The organism is Agrobacterium sp. M50-1 (assembly GCF_049843495.1).
Lineage (GTDB): Bacteria > Pseudomonadota > Alphaproteobacteria > Rhizobiales > Rhizobiaceae > Agrobacterium > Agrobacterium radiobacter.
Window position 1 is genome coordinate 41,297 of record NZ_JBBHZH010000005.1, and the last position, 16,554, is coordinate 57,850.

Sequence of the window (16,554 nt, forward strand, 5' to 3'; positions counted from 1 at the left end):
GTTAGAGGGTTCTGCTTGCGAGAATTTTGCGGGCTTTTTCCAGATCGTGCGGCGTGTCGACGCCGAGCGGCACGGAACGGACGATTTCAGCGTCGATGCGCATCCCCGCTTCCAGGGCGCGCAGCTGTTCCAGCCGTTCACGTTTTTCAAGCGGCGAGGGCGGCAGGCTCACAAATGTCTCGAGCGCAGAGCGGCGATAGGTATAAAGCCCGATGTGATGATAAAGCGGGCCATCGCCATAAGGGGCGGTGGTACGGGTAAAATAAAGCGCGCGCAATCGCGTCTCGGAAAGCGGGCTGCCCACTACTTTCACCACGTTCGGATTGGTTTTTTCTTCCTCGTCGGTGATTTCCACCGTCAGCGTCGCAATATCGACGGCGGCATTTTCCAGCGGGCGCAGCGAAGCGCGGATCGTCTCCGCTTCAATGGTGGGAAGGTCGCCCTGAACGTTGATGACATATTCCGCCTTGCCATAGGGGTCGGCCTTCTGCAGCGCCTCGAAAATGCGGTCCGAGCCGGACTGGTGGTCGTCGCGGGTCATCATCACGTCGAAACCGGCATTTTTGACGGCCGAAAACACCTGTTCGTCATCAACGGCAACAACGATTCGTTCCGCACCGGCCTCGCGTGCCCGCAGCGCAACCTGCACGATCATCGGCTTGCCGCCGATGTCGGCGAGTGGCTTGCCTGGCAGGCGTGTGGATGCCATCCGCGCCGGTATGAGGACGACAGCTTTCTCGAATTCCCGATTCTTCATCCGACACCCTTCAAATCCCGCCCGAAAAGTGTCAAAACGTCACGGTGTGGGGAGCATTATTCAAGTTGCGCAGGCTGTGCAAAAGCCATAGCTTTCGAGCAATTTCAAGATGCCCGTTATATCAAGCGGATGCGAGGGAGCGCATATAGATGAATTCTTATGTAAATATGGGCGTTGGGGCGTTGCTTGGCACGGTTTTCGTCCTGATGTCGGTGTCGATTGCGTCTGAGGGCATTTTCCATGCGCCTGCGCCCGAAAAGGAAGGTTTCGCCATTGCCGCGGCAGAGAGCGGCGGCGAAGCGGGTGGCGGAGAAGCCGCTGCCGCGGCGACGCCGATCGCGCAATTGCTTGCGAATGCCGATGCCGCCAAGGGCGAAACAGTCTTCAAGAAGTGTACGAGCTGTCATACCGGAGAGAGTGGTGGTGCAAACAAGGTCGGCCCCAATCTCTTCGATGTCGTCAACCGGCCGATCGCCAGCCACGAAGGTTTCAGCTATTCCGCAGGGATGAAGGATTTCTCCAAGGGCGGTTCCGTGCATTGGGATTACGATCATCTCAGCTACTTCCTCGAATCCCCCAAGAAACACGTTCCCGGCACGGCCATGGGCTTTGCGGGCGTGAAGAAGGAAACGGAACGCGCCGATCTCATCGCCTATCTGCGGACGCTGTCGGCAAACCCGGCACCGCTTCCGGATCCGGCAGCGGCTCCCGCGCCGACAAACTGATTGTCATGATGATTTCATGATAAAAGCCCGGCATCGCTGCCGGGCTTTTAATTTTTTCAGCGGCCGATTGCGGCCGCGGGAATGGCGTCTGAAAAATCAGAAACCCTTGCCGCCGCGTAATTCGGAAATCACCGTTCCAACCATGATCCTGATATCCAGCCAGATCGAAAAATTGTCGACATAATAAAGATCGGAGACGATTCGGGCGCGCGCCTTGTCGCTACGGTCAGTCGGGCCGCGCAATCCCCGCATCTGGGCAAGGCCGGTAATGCCGGGCCGCACCCGGTGCCGCATATGATAGTGCGGCACCAGCTCCTCATAAAGACGGCCGGCCGCCAGCATGCCGATGGCATGGCAGCGGGGCCCGACCAGCGACATATCGCCTTTCAGCACATTCAGAAGCTGCGGCAGTTCGTCGATATTCGTACGGCGAAGGATTGCGCCGATCCGGGTTATTCTGGGATCGTTCTTCACCGTTTGCGCCACACCGGTGGCATCACAAAGGTCGGTCCTCATGGAGCGGAATTTATAGACACGGATTTTCCGTCCATTCATACCCCAGCGGACCTGCGAAAACAGGACCGGCCCTTTGCTGTCGAGTTTGACCATCACTGCTACGGTGAGCAACACCGGCGCGAGCGCGACAAGGGCGATGGACGCCCCTGCAATATCCATCGTTCTTTTGAGCGCGAACTGGCCGCGCAAAAATGCGGAGACGGTTTTTTCCGAAGAGGAAGGTTGCGTTTCCGGCGATTCGAAAGTTGTGGCTGCGGAATAGGAGGCACCGTAAAAAACGGCATGCGATGAGCCTTTAGTACCCAGCATAATATAAAGCCCTGAAAAGTTATTTTGATAGAAGAAAATTAATTTATATGAACGATTAATAATTCATTTACCGTAAAAAGTCATGCGAAATGTAACCGCTCTGGCGCAAATGGCAATCTACGGTTAATGCGACTGCACGCGGATGTTGCAGGGCGAGCATCCTCTCCGCTCGGAGGTGCCGAGACGGCCTGTTTCCATGGAGCCAAATCCTGCAAAATCCGGGATTTAGCGCGACGATGACGTCATCGTCACCGGCCCTGAGACCAACGTCTGCCGGCCACGCTATGCCGTCAATTTCCCATCAGAATATCGAGCAGGGTGGTCTGCTTCGGTCCGGATGGCGCCTGACCGCCGATATCGGCGGAAGGTACAGGCCCGTTGCCGGCTGAATAGCCGGGCTCGATATCGCGGGACGGGATATTTGCCGGCGGCATCGGCACACCCGGCTGATTCGGGTTCGGCGCAACGGGGGCCTGGGGATAGGCACGGGTATCCGCAGTACCGCCTCCAAGCGCATTGGAAATGATATCGCCGATGGAAGAGGGTGCGTTTTCCGGTGCCGGCTGCTGCATTTCCCCAAGCGGCGGCACGCCGCCTGCGCCAAGCCCGAAGAGCGGCGAGGGCGAAAGCCCCGAATGGGCGGCGGTCATGAAATCTTTCCAGGCCTTTGCGGGAAGCCCGCCGCCGGTGACCTTTTTCATCGATGTGCCGTCGTCATTGCCGAACCATACGCCGGTAGTCAGGTTGCTTGTATAGCCGACAAAAAGTGCATCGCGGAAGGACTGCGTCGTGCCGGATTTTCCTGCCGCCTGCCAGCCCTGCAGCCTTGCCGCCTTGCCGGTGCCTTCGGTGATGACGCGCGACAGCATGCTGTTCATGGTCGCGGCGATCTCTTCGCTCAGGACGCGCGGCGGATTGTCGTATTTGTTTTCGTAGAGCACCTTGCCGTCGGCGTCGGTGATGCGTTTGACGATATGCGGCGTCGCTTTGTAGCCGCCATTCATGAAGGGGGCGTAGGAGGCCGTCAGCTCCATCAGCGACACTTCCGAGGTGCCGAGCGCGATGGAGGCATTGTTCTGCAGCTCGGATTCGATACCCATGCGATGCGCCACCTGGGTCACACGATCAGGCCCCACTTCCATTACCAGCTGCGCGGCAATTGTGTTCAGCGAATTGGCGAGCGCGGTGGCGAGTGTCACTTCGCCTCGGTATTTCTTCTCGTAATTTTCCGGGGTCCAGTTGCCGATACGAACAGGCGCGTCATTACGGATGGTGTAAGGGGTAAGCCCGGATTCGAGCGCGGCGACGTAAACGAAGGGCTTGAATGCGGAGCCGGGTTGCCGTTTTGCCTTTGCGGCGCGGTTGAACTGGCTTTCGGCATAATCAGCCCCGCCAACCACGGCGCGGATTGCACCCGTGCCATCAATGGAAACAAGGGCTGCCTGCGAAGCGCCCTGTTTCTTGCCGTCGCCCTGCAGCACGTGGGTCAGCGCCTTTTCGGCATCGCGCTCGAGATTGGGATCGATCGTCGTGTCGACGACGATGTCCTGCTTCACCTCGCCAACCAGGTTGCGCACTTCCTCCAGCACCATGTCGGCTGCGTAATGTTCGGCGCCCGACCAGAAACGTTTCGCCTTGGTTGGCGGCTGCGACATGGCGGTCTTGATTTCGTCGTCGGTAATGAAGCCGACATCGCGCATGGATTGCAGCACGACCTGCGCCCGCTCTTCCGCCGCCTGCGGATCGCGCGCCGGCGAAAGGCGCGAGGGCGCTTTGAGAAGCCCGGCCAGCATTGCCGCTTCGCCCAGATTGACGTCGCGCGCGGATTTGTTGAAGTAGCGCCGCGACGCCGCCTCGACGCCGTAGGCATTGGAGCCGAAATAGACGCGATTGAGATACATCGCGAGGATCTGGTCCTTGGTGAATTCATGCTCCAGCCAGAAGGACAACAGCACTTCCTGAACCTTGCGTTCCAGCGTGCGATCCGGCGAGAGGAAGAGGTTTTTCGCGAGCTGCTGCGTCAGCGTCGAGCCGCCCTGCACTGTTCGCCCCGTCAGGACATTCGTTAGGATAGCACGTCCGAGACCCAGCGGGTCGACGCCGAAATGCGAATAGAACCGCCGGTCCTCGATCGCCATCACAGCCTGCGGAATATAGGGCGACATATCTTCCAGCGCGAGCGCCTCGCCGCCGGTGGTGCCACGATTGGCAAGCACGCTGCCATTCACCGAAACGATCTTCACATTCGGAGGGCGTTCGGGAATGGACCAGCTGCTGGCGCTCGGCATGCGCGCGCCATAATAAAGGACAAGACCGGCAACGCCGATGCCGCCCCAGATGCCGAGTACGATACACCAATAGACAAGGGAGCGGAGGAAGCCTGTCGCGCCACGGCCTGAACTGCGGGTGCGCTTTTCTTTTTTGCCGGATTTGGTGCGGCTGGATGCCGGCTTCGGTTTTCTGGCTTGCTGCTTTGTGGTTCCGCTGATGCGCTCGCTGGCGTCAAGGCGCAGGTCATCACCGGACTCGTGGAAATCCCCGAAGGAGGGTTCTACCCGTTCGCGTGATTTACCCTTGCCTGCCATCCAGCCGAAGTCACTCCTATTCGCGAAACCGCGTGCATCCCGTTCGGATTTCAGGCTTCTATGCCTGCGCGATCCTTAATCCAGGATGAAGAGTTTAAATGCGGCAATTTAAGGCGGGGTTAAGTCCCGGCCGGATCAAATCGGCGTCATTGGCAGACGTCGACCCATTCCGCTCCCGTCAATTCGGCCATCACCTCCGGCGAAATCTTCACCGCCGCATTGGTGGCACCCGCCGCGGGAACCACCTCATGGTAGTTTTTCAGCGATACGTCGCAAAACACCGGAAGCGGGGAGGGCAGGCCGAAAGGGCAAACGCCGCCGATGGGATGGCTGGTCACCGCAACCACCTCTTCCGGTCCGAGCATGCGCGGCTTTGCACCGAAATGATCGCGGAATTTGCGGTTGTCGAGCCGTTTCGTGCCGGCGGCGACGACGAGAAGAATGGTTTCACCCGCCTTCAGGCAAATGGTTTTCGCAATCTGGTCGGGGTCGACGCCATGCGCTTCGGCGGCCAGCGCAACCGTCGCCGAACTCGTTTCCGTTTCGATCACGGCAACCTCGGGCGACTTTTCGGTGAAAAAGGCTCTGACGGATTCGATAGACATGCGTATTTATTAGGCGTTACGCGGAGAAGCTTCAAGTCACCCTGAAATAGATATGCATTCTGCGCAATGCTGCGCTGCGATGAAACGTCTGTTTTTTGAGCTGATATCCTGTATCTTCAAATCATCGAAGCGACGCACTCCTCCTCCCAGCGTCGCCCGATTGGACTGACAATACTCCTCCTCCCAATTGTCAGTCAGTTTCAAGAACCCGGCGCACCTCCTCCCGCGCCGGGTTTTTGCCGTTTAAGGCTTTGTTTCCAGCGGGTTTGGCTGACCGGCGGCTGACAAAGATCGCCGCATTTTTCAAAGAAACTTGACTTTTCGCCCCTGCCAACCTAGGTGTTCGCCCATCGATATTTGTTTGACGACCAGAGCTTCGGCGCCTTTTTTGGTGCACACGACGATCTTTCCTTCAAATTCGACCCAAGTCCGCACTGCTTGCAGTGCAAATACAATTGCCAACGGAAGGAAATCGTTATGGCGACTGGTACAGTAAAGTGGTTCAACGCAACCAAGGGCTACGGCTTCATTCAGCCTGACGACGGTTCGCAGGACGTATTCGTTCACATCTCTGCTGTTGAGCGCGCTGGTCTGACCGCCCTCAACGACGGCCAGAAGCTCTCCTACGAGCTGATGCAGGATCGTCGCTCGGGCAAGATGTCTGCAGGCAACCTCGTTGCTGCCTGATAAGCGCTTTGACCCGAAAGGGTCATTCGTATGAATGGAAAGGCCGGATTTTTTCGGCCTTTTTCTTTTGCGGGAAGGGGCTGGACCGGCCGCCCTTGAAAAAGCCGGACCGCATACCAATATAGGGTTCAACAGTGCTCCGGACCGGAACTGCCGGGAATGGCGCTTTTACATGCGCCGCTGCTGTTGTGTTAACCAAAGATTAACCAAAGCAGCCGATCCTGAGCCGGAAAGCAGCGTCGATATCTTTGACGCGCTCTGGAGTATCAGACCGTTTGAACGCTTTGACCACGGATGTACTGGCATTGACGAAAAACGGATGGAAAGGTCGGGCTCGCCCGGCCTTTTTGTTTTATGTACCGAGGAGGTGCCGCGTATTCGGCGCCTCCTCTTTTTTGGGTTATTTCGTCGCGAGTGCGTCGAGAATGCGGACCCAGGAGCGGATGCCCTTGTGGAAGGACTGCAGGTCGTATTTTTCATTCGGCGAATGAATGCGGTCATCGGTAAGTCCGAAGCCCACAAGCAGTGAATCCATTCCCAGCATCTTCTGGAAATCGCCGACGATCGGGATCGAGCCTCCCATGCCGATGACGACGGCGGGTTTCGGCCACTCTTCCGAGAGCGCGTTTTTGGCTTTGGTCAGCACGGGTGAATCGTAGGACAGCTGGATTGCGGGTGAGCCGCCATGTTCGTGGAACTCCACGGAGCAGTCGGTAGGAATCTTAGAGCGCACATAGGCTCGGAAGCTTTCGCGAATGGCCGCAGGGTTCTGCTCGCCGACGAGGCGGAAAGACACCTTGGCGGAGGCTTTCGCGGCGATCACGGTCTTGAAACCGTCGCCGGTATAGCCGCCGATAATGCCGTTGACTTCCGCCGTCGGCCGCGCCCAGGTCTGCTCCAGCACGGAGCGTCCCTTTTCTCCCGAGGGAACCGAAAGGCCGACTTCGCCGAGAAAGGCTTCGGCCGTGCGGCCCAGCGTTTCCCAGGAGGCCTTGATGTTGGCTGGCGTTTCTTCCACGCCGTCATAAAAGCCTGAAAGAGTTACCCGGCCGGTCTCGTCATGCAGGCCGGCGAGAATATCGGTGAGGATGTGAATGGGGTTTGCGGCAGCACCACCGAACAGACCGGAATGCAGATCGCGGTCGGCTGCCGTGATGACGATCTCTTCGCCGACCAGGCCGCGAAGGGCCGCAGCAATGGCTGGCGTATCCCGGTCCCACATGCCGGTATCGCAGACCAGCGCATAATCGGCCTTCAGTTCTTCCGCATTGGCTTCGAGGAAAGGCTTCAGCGACGGCGAGCCGGATTCCTCTTCGCCTTCAAAAAGAATGGTGACGCGCACCGGCAGGCCGCCATTCACTGCCTTATAGGCGCGGCAGGCTTCGACGAAGGTCATCAGCTGGCCCTTGTCGTCTGCCGTACCACGTCCCGTGATCACCTGGCGGCCGGCGCCGATATCCTTGACGGCGGGTTCGAACGGATCGTTTTCCCACAGCTCGAGCGGATCAACCGGCTGCACGTCATAATGGCCGTAAAAAAGCACATGCGGCGCGTCCTTGGTGGCCGCATCATGATGCGCCACCACCATGGGGTGACCGGCCGTATCGCGCACGGAGGCCGTAAAGCCGAGCGCTGAAAGCGTCCTGACCAGCCACTCCGCCGCCTTGCGGCATTCCGCCTTGTAGGCGGGGTCCGTCGAAATCGACGGAATGCGTACGAGCTCGAACAGTCGCTCAAGGCTGGAGGTGAGATTGTCGTCGGCGGTGGAAAGAATGGGGGAAACGTCTGTCATCGCTGATCCTGTCATGTCTGTCGTGACCCGGCGATAAGACGAAACATCCGGGCATCGCGCATCGCGGGAAACAAGGGGGCCGGCGCGTCGTGAATCGGCAAACGTGCGGCCGCCGGAACGATAGAGCAGTTCAGGGAAAGTGCGAAGTGGTTTCGGGCTGTAAATGCTATTTCGCTTTTTTGGCGCTTTCGATCGTCCGGCGCATATATTCCAGCAAAAGCTGTCTCTCGAAACGCCGGAAATCCTTGAGCAGTGCATCTTCGGTGGCTTCGGAAGCTGCAATGGCATTGGCTTCCAGATCCCTGCCGCGCTGTGTCAGCTCGATGATCTGGGCACGGCGGTCGCTTGGATGGGATTTGCGGATGATCAGCCCGTCGCGTTCCATGCGTGAGAGCGTATTGGCGAGCGTCGCCTGTTCGACATCGATTCTATCAAGCAATTGTCGCTGCGTCAGGCCGTCCTCATGCCAGAGTTCGATGAGGATGGGGAATTGTCCGGGCGAGAAACCCAGGGCGGCGGCTCTTTTCTGCAGCGCCATGGTGAATTCCCGCGCCATTTTCGAGGCGAGATAGATCGCCGATTCGTCCCGGGAAAAACCCATTTTTCCGCCCATAAAACATCACGGCCGGCTCAGCCCGGCAATTCAATAGCGCGATATATATCGCATGATATGTTTAGGCCAGCCCGCAACGGCGCATAAAATAAAACCGCCATGGCCGGGAGGGGTCGGCCATGGCGGTCATATTGGAGGACAAAGGCCCGGAGAGGGGGAAAGGCCTTTGTCCGGTCTGACGCGGCGGGGGACGAGCCAGCTATCAGACTACGGCGTGATCAGGCGCCGTCCCTTATGAAATGTGTCTGCAAATGCGGCTTTTCAAGGGAAGGGCGGATTACAAATCGGTAACGTTCAGGTGAATTTTGCAGGTCTGTGCTGGAGCCCCATTCCCCGCTCTTTACGGTGCGTTGTGCGAAGTTTCGGTAGACGTCAAAACGGCCCCGCGCTATCCATGCTACCCATGAAAAAAGGCGATCATCTCTTCCTCGTTGACGGTTCCGGTTTCATTTTCCGGGCCTTCCATGCAATCCCGCCGCTGAACCGCAAGTCGGACGGGCTGCCGGTCAACGCCGTTTCCGGCTTCTGCAACATGTTGTGGAAGCTCTTGAGGGATGCGCGCAATACCGATGTCGGCGTGACGCCTACTCATTTCGCGGTGATTTTCGACTATTCATCGAAGACCTTCCGCAACGAGCTTTATGATCTCTACAAGGCCAACCGCACCGCACCGCCCGAAGATCTGGTGCCGCAATTCGGCCTGATCCGCGAAGCGACGCGGGCCTTCAACCTTCCCTGCATCGAGACGGAAGGCTTCGAGGCGGATGATATCATCGCCACCTATGCCCGGCAGGCCGAGGCGATCGGCGCCGACGTTACCATTATCTCCTCCGATAAGGATCTGATGCAGCTCGTCACGGCCAATGTACATATGTACGACGCCATGAAGGACAAGCAGATCGGCATTCCCGATGTCATCGAGAAGTGGGGCGTAGGTCCCGAAAAGATGATCGACCTGCAGGCGATGACCGGCGATTCCACCGACAATGTGCCCGGCATTCCCGGCATCGGCCCGAAGACGGCGGCGCAATTGCTGGAGGAATATGGGGATCTCGATACCCTCCTGACCCGTGCTGGCGAAATCAAGCAGCAGAAGCGCCGGGAAAACATCATCGCCAATGCGGAACTTGCCCGCCTTTCCAGGCAGCTTGTGGCGCTCAGGACCGATGTGCCGCTGGATCAGTCTCTCGAAGCGCTTGTGCTTGAACCGCAGAATGGGCCGAAACTGATCGCTTTCCTGAAGGCGATGGAGTTCACGACGCTGACACGCCGGGTTGCCGAGGCGACCGAAACCGACGCTTCTGCCATCGACCCGGCCAATGTGCCGGTGCAATGGGGTGCCGATGCCCATGGTCCCGATCTTGATGCGCCTGCCGTTGAGGCTGGGGAAGTGGTCACCAATACCGCTGGCGCCGCGGCTTCGCCCGCCGCTCCGGCAAGAAAAGTAACGGGGGAGGGCAGCGCGCCCGCCGATCTGGCCACGGCGCGACAGGCGCTTTTTTCCGCCGCCAAGATCGATACGACCGCCTATCTGACGATCAGGGATCTTCCGACGCTCGATCGCTGGATCGCGGCGGCCCGGGAGACGGGCGTCGTCGCCTTTGATACGGAAACGACCTCGCTCGATCCGATGCAGGCCGAGCTTGTCGGTTTTTCGCTGGCCATTGCCGATAATGGCAAGGACGCCACGGGCGCCGATATCCGCGCCGCTTATGTTCCTTTGACGCATAAGACCGGCTCCGGCGGCGATCTCTTCAGCGATGGTATCAGAATGGCGGAGGGGCAGGTGCCCTTTGCCGAGGCGCTGGAGCGTCTGAAGGACCTGCTCGAAGATGAAGCTGTCCTGAAAGTCGCCCAGAACCTCAAATATGATTATCTGCTGATGAAACGCCACGGCGTCGTCATGCAGAGCTTCGACGACACGATGCTGATTTCCTATGTTCTCGAGGCCGGCAAGGCCACGCACGGCATGGATTCGCTGTCCGAACGCTGGCTTGGCCACAAGCCGATCGCCTATAAGGACGTGGCGGGATCGGGCAAGTCGAGCGTCACCTTCGATTTTGTCGATATCGACAAGGCGACAGCCTACGCGGCGGAAGACGCGGATGTCACCTTAAGGCTATGGATGGCGCTGAAGCCGAGGCTTGTGTCGGAACGGCTGACCAAGGTCTATGAGCGGCTGGAGCGCCCCCTTGTGCCGGTTCTGGCGCATATGGAAGAGCGCGGCATCACCATCGACCGGCAGATTCTCTCGCGCCTTTCCGGCGAACTCGCGCAGAAGGCTGCGTCCTTCGAAGAGGAAATCTACGAGCTGGCAGGCGAGCGTTTCAATATCGGATCGCCAAAGCAGCTCGGCGATATCCTTTTTGGCAAGATGGGTCTGCCGGGCGGTTCCAAGACCAAGACCGGTCAATGGTCGACATCGGCGCAGGTTCTGGAAGATCTCGCGGCGGAAGGTATCGAGCTGCCGCGCAAGATCGTCGACTGGCGGCAGCTGACGAAGCTGAAATCGACCTATACGGATGCACTTCCGGGATATATCCATCCCGAGACAAAGCGGGTGCATACGTCCTATGCGCTCGCCTCCACCACCACGGGACGCCTGTCCTCCTCGGAACCGAACCTTCAGAACATTCCGGTCCGCACGGCGGAAGGGCGCAAGATCCGCACGGCTTTCATCTCCACGCCGGGTCACAAGCTCCTGTCGGCCGACTACAGCCAGATCGAACTGCGCGTGCTGGCGCATGTCGCCGACATTCCGCAGCTTCGCAACGCCTTCGAAAACGGCATCGACATTCATGCGATGACGGCATCGGAAATGTTCGGCGTGCCTGTCGAAGGCATGCCGTCGGAAGTGCGCCGCCGCGCCAAGGCCATCAACTTCGGCATCATCTACGGCATTTCCGCTTTTGGCCTCGCCAACCAACTCAGCATCGCCCGCTCCGAAGCAGGCGACTATATCAAGAAATATTTCGAGCGTTTTCCCGGCATTCGCGACTACATGGAAGCGACCAAAGCCTTCGCCCGTGAAAACGGCTATGTCGAAACGATTTTCGGCCGCCGCGCGCATTATCCGGAAATTCGCTCATCCAACCCTTCGGTAAAAGCATTCAACGAGCGCGCGGCCATCAACGCGCCGATCCAGGGCTCGGCTGCCGATATCATCCGCCGTGCCATGGTCCGCATCGAGCCGGCGCTGGAGGCGGAAAAACTCTCCGCCCGCATGCTGTTGCAGGTGCATGACGAACTCATCTTCGAAGTCGAGGAAGCGGAGATCGAAAAGACCTTGCCGGTCGTCGTCTCTGTCATGGAAAACGCGGCCATGCCGGCGATTTCCATGAAGGTGCCGCTAAAAGTGGATGCACGCGCGGCCGACAATTGGGATGAGGCGCATTGATCGGTCAATGACCGGCTGATGTCATTGCCTTGTTGCGCGCAGGTACTAGGGGGAACGTCTGAAAAGGAGTTTCCCATGCACGCCCCGCTCGTCTCGAAAGATCTTGAGTATATTTCCGCCGCTAACCACGATCAGCCGCCGCGCCATCTGGGAAGCCGCTACAATGCGGATGGCAAGTTCCTGCCAGAGCCGGGCAATACGGTTGTTTGCCATCTTGTCGAGGGAACGCGGACCGAAAAAGCCATCATTGCAACCCGCCAGCGTTTTCTGGATATGCCGGAGGCGTCGCAGCTTGCCTTCACGCCGGTTTCCAGCCTGCACATGACGGTGTTCCAGGGCATTATCGAATTTCGGCGCGCTTTGCCCTACTGGCCGGAGAACATGCCGCTCGATATGCCCATCGATGCAATGACGGAATATTATCGTGACCGCCTCTCCACCTTTCCGGCCCTGCCGGCGTTCAACATGCAGGTTACGGGTTTGCGCCCGGCGGGACTGGTCATGAGGGGCGCAACCGCCGAGGACGATCGGACCGTGGCTCTCTGGCGGGATACATTCGCTGATTTCTTCGGCTACCGGCATCCTGATCATGACACTTACGAATTTCACATCACCTTGTCCTACATCATCAGCTGGTTCGAGCCGGAATGCTTGCCGCACTGGCAGGTGATGCTCGATGAGGAACTGGAAAAGCTGCGCGCCGCAGCGCCGGTCATTGAGATGCGTCCGCCAGCTTTCTGTGAATTCATGGACATGAACCACTTCAAGGAGCGCGTCGTTTTCGATAAGACGTGAGCCATGATTTGCGATGCATGACGATCGCTTGTTGCGCTTATTCCGCTGAATCGGAAAAAATGCGCGTCAGGGCTGGTCAAAGCCCGTTTGGGCATGTATAAGCGCGCCAAATTTCCGATATCGAGACATCCGACATTCGGCCTTTGGTTCTGGCCGGTTCCGTTGTTTCGCCGCTTAAGTGGAGTAACAAAAATGGCTGTACCAAAAAGAAAAACAAGCCCGTCCAAGCGTGGCATGCGCCGCTCGGCTGACGGTCTCAAGTCTGCGACCTATGTTGAAGACAAGAACTCCGGCGAACTGCGCCGCCCGCACCATATCGATCTGAAGACCGGTATGTATCGCGGCCGTCAGGTTCTGACGCCGAAGGAAAGCGCATAAGCTTTTCTGAAATCATCTTTGCAAAAACCGGTCCTTTGTGGCCGGTTTTTTGTTTTTGGAACTGTCTGGCTGCCTTTTTCCGCTCACTTGGAAAATTCGGCGGCTCCCCCTACACTCTTTCAGGGAGAGCAGGTTTGATGCCTGTAACAGGAGGGGAGCTTCGGTGAAATATCGCTGGATTTTGTTGATGCTTCTCAGCCTCGGCCTCGGTTATGGCGCCGTAACGAGAGGGGGCGCCATCATTGCGGAAAGCTATTTCGGCGAAATGTCCGAGCAGGGCCGCACGACCCTCCGGTTGGCCGTCTCCGCTCTCGGCGGGCTTTTGAACCGTTACGAACCGCTGCCCGCTTTGATCGCCGATCACGACGACATTGAGGAACTGGTCGCACATCCCAAGGATGCCGAACTGCGCCAGCGCGCCAATGTTTACCTCAAGTCCATCAACACCCTGCTGGAATCCTCCGATATCTACATCATCACGCTGGACGGCGAGACCATCGCCGCCAGCAACTATGATGGTCCGACGAGTTTCGTTGGCGAGAATTTCAGTTACCGTCCCTATTTTCAGGATGCCGCCAAGGGCTTGCAGTCGCGGTTCTTCGCGCTTGGCACCACCTCCCACAAGCGTGGCTATTATTTTTCCGCGCCCATCCTCTTCAATGAGGAAATCAAGGGCGTCATTGTCTTCAAGGTCGATATTGAAGGCATCGAGGCCTCATTCGGCGATGGTGAGAACCGAATTCTTGTCTCGGACCCTGAGGGCATCATCTTCATGACCGGAACGCCGCAATGGCTTTATTCCGGTCTGATGCCGCTGACGCCAGAACGGCTGGCGCGAACGGAGACTTCCCGGCGGTACGCCAATGCCACCCTCAAGGAACTGCCGCTGAAAAACGGCAATTTCGGTTCGCATCAGCTGATGACGATCGCCCAGGACGACGGTGAGAGGGAATATATGGTCCTGTCACAGCCCATGCCCGATGCCGGCTGGACGGTCAGCGTGCTGATGGATACAGGTTCGCTCAGGACGCAGGTCAAGACCGCGATGATCGCGATAATCCTGTGCCTGTGTCTGGCCGCCGCCGTGATTGCGGCCATGCTGCAAAGAAGGCGGCGTCTGCGCGAACGGCTGATCCATCAGGCCGAGGCGCAGGCGGAACTGGAACGCCGGGTGGAGGAGCGCACGGCTGATCTGGCGCGGGTGAACCAGGAGATCGAGCACGAAATCGCCGAGCGCCGCCAGACGGAAAAGCAGCTGCGCAGGATGCAGAACGATCTGGTGCAGGCGGGCAAGCTTGCAGCCCTCGGGCAGATGTCGGCGGCGCTGTCGCATGAGTTCAACCAGCCGCTCGCCGCAGCCAAGAATTATGCCGAAAATGCTTCGCTTCTCGTGGAACGCGGGCGGCTGGAGGAGGTGACGGAAAACCTCAGGCGTATTTCGGGTCTTATCGACCGCATGGCGTCGATCAGCAAGCATCTCAGGAATTTCGCGCGCAAGCCCAACGAAAAAATGGCGGCGGTGGGTTTGGAAGCGGTGCTTCGGGATACGCTCGAAATTGTCGGTGCGCGGTTGAAGGCCGCCGATGCCGTGCTGGATGTTGATCTCGGGCCGGTGCAGCTTGCGGTGAAAGCCGGCCCGGTGCGATTGCAGCAGGTGCTCGTCAACATCATCTCCAACGCGGCTGATGCCGTGGAAGGGCGAGAGGATCGCCATATTGCGCTGCAAGCCGTCCAGCATGGCCAGATGGTATCGATTTTTATCCGCGACCGTGGTCCCGGCGTGCCGGCGGCGATTTCGGAGCGCATTTTTGATCCCTTCTTCACCACCAAGGGCGTGGGACGCGGCCTCGGCCTCGGCCTGTCCATCTCCTACAACATCATCAAGGATTTTGGCGGCCAGCTGCGGGTGAGAAACCATGAAGAGGGTGGGGCGGAGTTCGAGATCGAATTGCCAGCCGCCGTCTGGCGCGTGGAGGCGGCTGCGGAATGACCATGTCGCGGGTATTGTTGATTGATGACGAGGAGGAGCTGCGCTTTTCCACCGCGCAGGCGCTGGAGCTTTCCGGCTTTGCCGTCACCATGCTGGCGAGTGCCGAGCATGCGCTCGAACTCATCGGTTACAGCTTTGATGGCGTCGTGGTCAGCGATATCAGGATGCCCGGCATGGATGGTATGACGCTGCTGCAGAAGGTGCGCGAGCTCGATCCGGAAATACCTGTCATCCTGATGACGGGCCATGGTGATGTGCAGCTTGCGGTCAACGCCATGCGCAACGGCGCCTATGATTTCATCGAAAAGCCGTTCACGCCGCAATATCTCGCCGGCATCATCAAAAGGGCGAATGACCGGCGGGCGCTGGTGCTGGAAAACCGCCGCCTGAAGGCGGTGGCGGGCAAGCACGACGATCTCGAAACACGTCTGCCCGGCAGAACCCAGATCATGGTCGATCTGCGATACCGCATCCGCGCGATTGGCGCGACGGACGCCGATACGCTGATCGTCGGCGATACGGGCGCGGGCAAGGAGGTCGTGGCGCGCGCGCTTCACGATATCAGTGCCAGAAGCAACCGGCCCTTCGTTGCGATCAATTGCGCCGCCCTTCCGCAGACGTTGATCGAAAGCGAATTGTTCGGTCATGAGGCGGGTGCGTTTCCCGGCGCGCTTCGCCCGCGCTACGGCAAGTTCGAACATGCCCGCGGCGGCACCATCCTGCTTGACGAGATCGGCTCCATGCCCTTCGAATTGCAGGGCCGTTTCCTTCGTGTCCTGCAGGAACGGGTGATTACCCGTCTGGGCTCGAATGAAACGGTCGAACTCGATGTTCGCTTCATCGCCACAAGCAAGGTGGATCTGGAACAGGAAGTCGCGGCTGGCCGGTTCCGTGCCGATCTTCTTTATCGGCTCAACGTGGCGACACTTCTCGTGCCGTCTCTCTCGCAGCGCAGCGCCGATATACCGCTCCTCTTCCTGCATCTCGTGCGGGAAGCTGCTGCGCGCTATGGGCGGGAAGACATGGAGGTGCCGCAAAATCTGCTTTCGGCCATCTCCCTTCGTGAGTGGCCGGGCAACGTGCGTGAATTGCGTAATGCCGCAGACCGTTTCGTTCTTGGTCTGGAAAGCGACGCTTCAGAAGGGTCGTTGCCGTTTCAGGCTGACGGAAAAGCGGCTCTTGCTGCAAGGGTCGCGGCTTATGAAAAAAGCCTGATCGCACATGCAATTGCCGCCCACGGCGGAAATCTGAAATCCGTCTATGAGGCGCTCGGCATTTCGCGCAAAACGCTCTATGAAAAAATGCAGAAATACGGGCTGCACCGTCATATGACCGAGGTGTGATGGGTGGATTTCCACCCATGAATAGGTGCCTATGGGTCGAAATCCACCCATTGCCTCCCGCG

General features: G+C 58.6%; 13 protein-coding genes. 7 read left to right on the forward strand and 6 right to left on the reverse strand.

The genetic code is table 11. From position 1 onward, the window contains the following. Nucleotide 1 precedes the first annotated feature (1 nt). Nucleotides 2-757, reverse strand: coding sequence for a 3-deoxy-manno-octulosonate cytidylyltransferase (locus WDZ78_RS13515; protein ID WP_020011272.1), 756 nt, complete (start codon nt 755-757; stop codon nt 2-4). A 149-nt stretch (nt 758-906) separates the two neighbouring features. Between WDZ78_RS13515 and WDZ78_RS13520 the strand changes: the two genes are divergently transcribed. Further along, nucleotides 907-1,482 (forward strand): c-type cytochrome, encoded by a 576-nt coding sequence (locus tag WDZ78_RS13520; RefSeq protein WP_026363846.1) that lies wholly within the window; start codon nt 907-909, stop codon nt 1,480-1,482. 96 nt (nt 1,483-1,578) lie between these two features. Here WDZ78_RS13520 and WDZ78_RS13525 read toward each other — a convergent pair whose 3' ends face one another. The 3 genes from WDZ78_RS13525 to WDZ78_RS13535 all read right to left on the reverse strand — a co-directional run bounded on the left by WDZ78_RS13525 (nt 1,579) and on the right by WDZ78_RS13535 (nt 5,497). Beyond that, complete coding sequence (locus WDZ78_RS13525) at nt 1,579-2,307, reverse strand: sugar transferase (RefSeq protein WP_020011270.1); 729 nt, start codon at nt 2,305-2,307, stop codon at nt 1,579-1,581. 290 nt (nt 2,308-2,597) lie between these two features. Then, nucleotides 2,598-4,892: a transglycosylase domain-containing protein gene (locus WDZ78_RS13530; protein ID WP_425673314.1), complete on the reverse strand. Its 2,295-nt coding sequence runs from the start codon at nt 4,890-4,892 to the stop codon at nt 2,598-2,600. Nucleotides 4,893-5,038: 146 nt separating this feature from the next. Continuing rightward, nucleotides 5,039-5,497, reverse strand: coding sequence for a YbaK/EbsC family protein (locus WDZ78_RS13535; protein WP_065654782.1), 459 nt, complete (start codon nt 5,495-5,497; stop codon nt 5,039-5,041). Nucleotides 5,498-5,974: 477 nt separating this feature from the next. On the opposite strand from WDZ78_RS13535, the gene WDZ78_RS13540 reads away from it, so the two are divergent. Next, nucleotides 5,975-6,184, forward strand: a complete 210-nt coding sequence (locus WDZ78_RS13540; RefSeq protein WP_003492998.1) for a cold-shock protein — start codon at nt 5,975-5,977, stop codon at nt 6,182-6,184. A 400-nt stretch (nt 6,185-6,584) separates the two neighbouring features. On the opposite strand, the gene WDZ78_RS13545 is transcribed toward WDZ78_RS13540, so the two are convergent. Together WDZ78_RS13545 and WDZ78_RS13550 are read right to left on the reverse strand one after the other, a co-directional pair. Then, a complete protein-coding gene (locus tag WDZ78_RS13545) occupies nt 6,585-7,976 on the reverse strand; it encodes a dipeptidase (protein ID WP_425673315.1) in 1,392 nt (463 codons plus the stop codon). A gap of 166 nt (nt 7,977-8,142) precedes the next feature. Beyond that, entirely contained in the window at nt 8,143-8,577 is a 435-nt protein-coding gene (locus WDZ78_RS13550) for a MarR family winged helix-turn-helix transcriptional regulator (protein ID WP_162694802.1), read from the reverse strand. Between the two features lie 415 nt (nt 8,578-8,992). Here WDZ78_RS13550 and polA point away from each other — a divergent pair, with 415 nt between their 5' ends. The 5 genes from polA to WDZ78_RS13575 all read left to right on the forward strand — a co-directional run bounded on the left by polA (nt 8,993) and on the right by WDZ78_RS13575 (nt 16,492). Next, complete coding sequence (polA, locus tag WDZ78_RS13555) at nt 8,993-11,986, forward strand: DNA polymerase I (RefSeq protein ID WP_425673476.1); 2,994 nt, start codon at nt 8,993-8,995, stop codon at nt 11,984-11,986. Nucleotides 11,987-12,061: 75 nt separating this feature from the next. Then, entirely contained in the window at nt 12,062-12,781 is a 720-nt protein-coding gene (locus WDZ78_RS13560) for a DUF1868 domain-containing protein (protein WP_425673316.1), read from the forward strand. A gap of 192 nt (nt 12,782-12,973) precedes the next feature. Continuing rightward, a complete protein-coding gene (rpmF, locus tag WDZ78_RS13565; protein WP_003507205.1) occupies nt 12,974-13,159 on the forward strand; it encodes a 50S ribosomal protein L32 in 186 nt (61 codons plus the stop codon). A 187-nt stretch (nt 13,160-13,346) separates the two neighbouring features. Beyond that, a complete protein-coding gene (locus WDZ78_RS13570; RefSeq protein WP_020011263.1) occupies nt 13,347-15,149 on the forward strand; it encodes a sensor histidine kinase in 1,803 nt (600 codons plus the stop codon). Beyond that, the gene (locus WDZ78_RS13575) at nt 15,146-16,492 is read left to right on the forward strand and encodes a sigma-54-dependent transcriptional regulator (protein ID WP_425673317.1); all 1,347 of its coding nucleotides are present in this window, start codon (nt 15,146-15,148) and stop codon (nt 16,490-16,492) included. The genes WDZ78_RS13570 and WDZ78_RS13575 overlap by 4 nt, the downstream gene beginning before the upstream one ends. Nucleotides 16,493-16,554: the final 62 nt, after the last annotated feature.